Origin of the sequence: Streptomyces sp. NPDC057654, assembly GCF_042800135.1 — a bacterium.
Taxonomy (GTDB): domain Bacteria; phylum Actinomycetota; class Actinomycetes; order Streptomycetales; family Streptomycetaceae; genus Streptomyces.
In genome coordinates this window covers 1-3,469 of sequence record NZ_JBHVHQ010000891.1, presented here as the reverse complement: position 1 = coordinate 3,469, position 3,469 = coordinate 1, and the positions used below count along the sequence as shown (strand labels likewise).

The 3,469-nt window shown below is 70.9% G+C and carries 3 protein-coding genes; 1 reads left to right on the top strand and 2 read right to left on the bottom strand.

Going from position 1 to position 3,469, the window contains the following annotated elements:
• Window positions 1–108 precede the first annotated feature (108 nt).
• Both ACFU99_RS37790 and ACFU99_RS37785 read right to left on the bottom strand, forming a co-directional pair.
• Window positions 109–1,806, bottom strand: coding sequence for a threonine/serine exporter ThrE family protein (locus ACFU99_RS37790; RefSeq protein WP_384401458.1), 1,698 nt, complete (start codon window positions 1,804–1,806; stop codon window positions 109–111).
• Window positions 1,807–1,974: 168 nt separating this feature from the next.
• Window positions 1,975–2,736, bottom strand: a complete 762-nt coding sequence (locus ACFU99_RS37785; protein WP_384401455.1) for a DedA family protein — start codon at window positions 2,734–2,736, stop codon at window positions 1,975–1,977.
• Between the two features lie 298 nt (window positions 2,737–3,034).
• On the opposite strand from ACFU99_RS37785, the gene ACFU99_RS37780 reads away from it, so the two are divergent.
• Window positions 3,035–3,403 (top strand): YbjQ family protein, encoded by a 369-nt coding sequence (locus tag ACFU99_RS37780; RefSeq protein ID WP_363130338.1) that lies wholly within the window; start codon window positions 3,035–3,037, stop codon window positions 3,401–3,403.
• Window positions 3,404–3,469 lie beyond the last annotated feature (66 nt).

Here is a 3,469-nt window from a genome sequence, read left to right as displayed (position 1 = left end):
AGGTGAGGGCGCACGCGGTACGTAAGGCCGTACGTACGCCCGTACGCGCCGGGGTGCGGGAGTACGTACGCCCGTACGCGCCCGAACGGGGTTTGGATCGCGAGTGGCTCAGAAGCCGCGGGTGCGCTTGGCGGCGCGGCGGCCCGCGCCGACCGCCTCCACGCCGGGGGCGCGCAGGAACAGCCGGGCGACCTCGCCGCCGAGGTTCACGCCGACGGCGATGGCCAGGGCCAGCGAAGCGGCCTTGATCAGTGAGGCGACGCCGGGGCCCAGGTCGCCGCGGGCGAAGTTGAGCAGCCCGAAGTAGGTCGCGCTGCCGGGCAGCAGGGGCCCGATGGCCGCGGTGACGTACGGCAGCGCGGACGCGTAGCGGTAGCGGGAGAGGAGCTGGCCGAAGAGGCCGACGACGCCGGCCGCGATGGTGGTGGCGGCCACCGGGTTGAGCTTCGGGTCGGCGACGTTGGCGAGCGAGCCGAAGACGATCCAGGCGATGCCGCCGTTGAAGGTCGCAAACAGCACGGTGTGTCGTTCCTGCTGGAGCAGGACGCAGAAGGACAGGGCCAGCAGCATCGACGCGATGATCTGCACGAGGGGCACGTCGTACTGGCGCAGCGCCTGTTCGGGGTTGAGGCGCGGGCTGAACTGAAGCCCGCAGTAGAGCACGGTGAGCACTCCTATGACGATGCCGACGATCAGGTACATGACCTCCAGGAGGCGGGCGGAGGCGGTGATGTAATAGCCCGTCAGCCCGTCCTGTACGCCCGCGACCAGCGCTCTTCCGGGGATCAGCGCGAAGAGCCCGCCGGTGATGACGGCGGACACCTGCACGTCGGCGTGGGCGATGCTCAGCGCCATGCCCATAGCGGCGGGCGGCATGGCCGCGACCACGAACTGGTAGAACTCGGGCAGCCCGCGCCCCGACGCCAGCCACGCCAGCCGGTCGCCGAGTATCGCGCCGACGGCCGCCGCGACGAAGACGAGGGCGTTGCCGCCGACGAGCATGCTCGCCGCGCCCGCCAGCGTCCCGGAGGCGGCGGTGAGCGCCCAGCCGGGGTACGGGTGGCGGTTGCGGCGTATCTCGGCGAGGCCCCGGTACGCCTCCTCCAGGGTGAGCCCCCGCGAGGTGATGGCCGCGACGAGCCGGTAGACGGCGGAGAGCCGGGTGTAGTCCACGCCGCGGCGGCGCACGGTCCGGCTGGCGGTCAGCGGGTCGTCGACCAGCGAGGGCTGGTACGAGATCGACAGCAGCGTGAAGGTGACGGTGGGCTCGATGCGTTCGAGCCCGTAGGCGTGCGCGACGCCGAACATGGCGGCTTCCACGTCCTCGGCGCCCTCGCCGCCCGCGAGCAGGATCTCGCCGATGCGCAGGGTGAGGTCGAGGACGCGCGGGATGGCGGGCCCGGTCTCGTCCTGCTTGTCGACGCGCTCGGGCACGGGCCGCTCGCTGACCGGCATCCGCAGCATCGTGCGCATCCGGTCCTGCCAGGGGACCTCCTTGGTCAGCTGGACCATGGGGATGCCGTGCGGCGGGGTGAAGGCGGGAAAGAGCGTGCCCTGGGTCGTGCCGGCGCTGGGCGTGGTGCCGGCCGGGGGCGTGAAGGCGGAACCCTCGGGCTCGGGCTCCGGCTCGACGGCGAGGCCCTTGGGGATGGCGAACTCGGAGGTGGGGTGCTCGTCCTCGGGGGGCGGCGGTATCGGGATGCCGAGCGGCGACGTGAACGCGCTGCCCGCCTCGTCCGACTGCGGCTTGCGGTCCTCGGGTGCCTCGACCTCCGAGCCGCTGTCGCCACGCTGCCGTTCCGCCACCACTCGCTCCTCGCCCGCCTCCTGACTGCTTTCAGGGACACGATGCCTGATCCCCGGCCCGTTTTCCTCACTCGGGGGGCAATGGATCGGTAAGACAGGGGCGTACGGGGCGGGGGCGTCGGGTGATGAAGCGGAGGCGGAACCGCCGCGGCGACTTCTGGCCGGGCGTCAGCGCTTGGCGTGTCGCCCGCGCTGGGTGGACGGCGGCGGGGTCGGCGGCTGGGCGTCCGGGAAGCCCGGCGTCGCGCCCGTCGACAGCGGCGGGGCCGACGTCGCCGACGAGTTGGCGGTGCCCGCGGCGGCGGCCTTCTTGGCCTTGGAGCGGGCCCGCAGGAACTCGATCGCGATCGGCACCACGGAGATCAGCACGATGAGGACGAGCATCGCCTCGATGTTCTTGTGGACGAGCTCGATGCCGCCGAGCGCGGCGCCGAGCAGGGTCACGCCCACGCCCCACAGCGTGCCGCCGATGATGTTGAAGATGATGAACGAGCGGTAGTTCATCCGGCTCACGCCGGCGATGATCGGCGTGAAGGTGCGGACGATCGGCACGAAACGGGCGAGCACCAGCGACTTGGGCCCGTACTTCTCGAAGAAATCGTGGGCCTTCTCCACGTTCTCCTGCTTGAAGAGCTTGGAGTCGGGCCGTTTGAACAGCGACGGGCCGACCTTCCGGCCGAAGAGATAGCCGGCCTGGTCGCCGAGGATCGCCGCGAGGGCGACCAGCAGGCAGACCACCCACAGCGGGGTGGACAGCTTGCCCGTCGTCACCAGCAGCCCGGCGGTGAACAGCAGCGAGTCCCCCGGCAGGAAGAAGCCGATGAGCAGGCCGGACTCGGCGAAGACGATGACCAGGAGGCCGATCAGACCGACCTTGTCGATCAGAAAGTCCGGGTCCAGCCACTGAGGGCCGAGCGCGAGAGTCATCACGGGTGAGGGGCTCCTGGGTCGAGGGCTCAGGCTCGTGCGAGGCCCGGCCGCAGGCGAAGGGGCAGGACTGGTGTTCAGTGTGCGGCCCAAAGCTATCAACGCCCATCGGGCCGCCTTGGTTCCAGAGGGGTTCCGGCTGGGTTCCGGCCGGAGTCCGGCCGGACTCCGACTCCCTTCCAGCTGATATCGGTCACTTGCGACCGGTATCCGGCCCGGTACCCCCTCGGCGCGAACGGCCGTATGAGGGGGTGCGCGAACGGCGGCGTGCGGCGAGCATGTCCGGCAGGAGGTGGATGCGATGGGCATCGAGGAATTTGGCGGCGGTCAGCAGCAGAAGTCCGACGTGCTGGTGGTGACGACGAACGACGTCCCCGGCTACCACGTCGAGCGCGTCATCGGTGAGGTCTTCGGGCTGACGGTGCGCTCGCGCCACCTGGGCAGCCAGATCGGCGCCGGGCTCAAGTCGCTGGTCGGCGGCGAGCTGCGGGGCCTGACGAAGACGCTGGTCGAGACCCGTAACCAGGCCATGGACCGGCTGGTGGAGCAGGCGAAGGCGCGGGGAGCGAACGCGGTGCTGATGTTCCGTTTCGATGTGACGGAGGCGGCTGACGTCGGCACGGAGGTGTGCGCGTACGGCACGGCGGTGGTGATCACGCCGAAGGGGTGAGCACGGCGGCCGTGAGCTGAGCACCGCTGCTTCCGGGGCTTCCGGTGCTTCCGGGCGGGTCCGCAC

What these genes read in the sequence shown, in the direction of transcription:
- ACFU99_RS37780 (WP_363130338.1), top strand. Translation starts at nt 3,035, where the DNA reads ATGGGCATCGAGGAATTTGGCGGCGGTCAGCAGCAGAAGTCCGACGTG.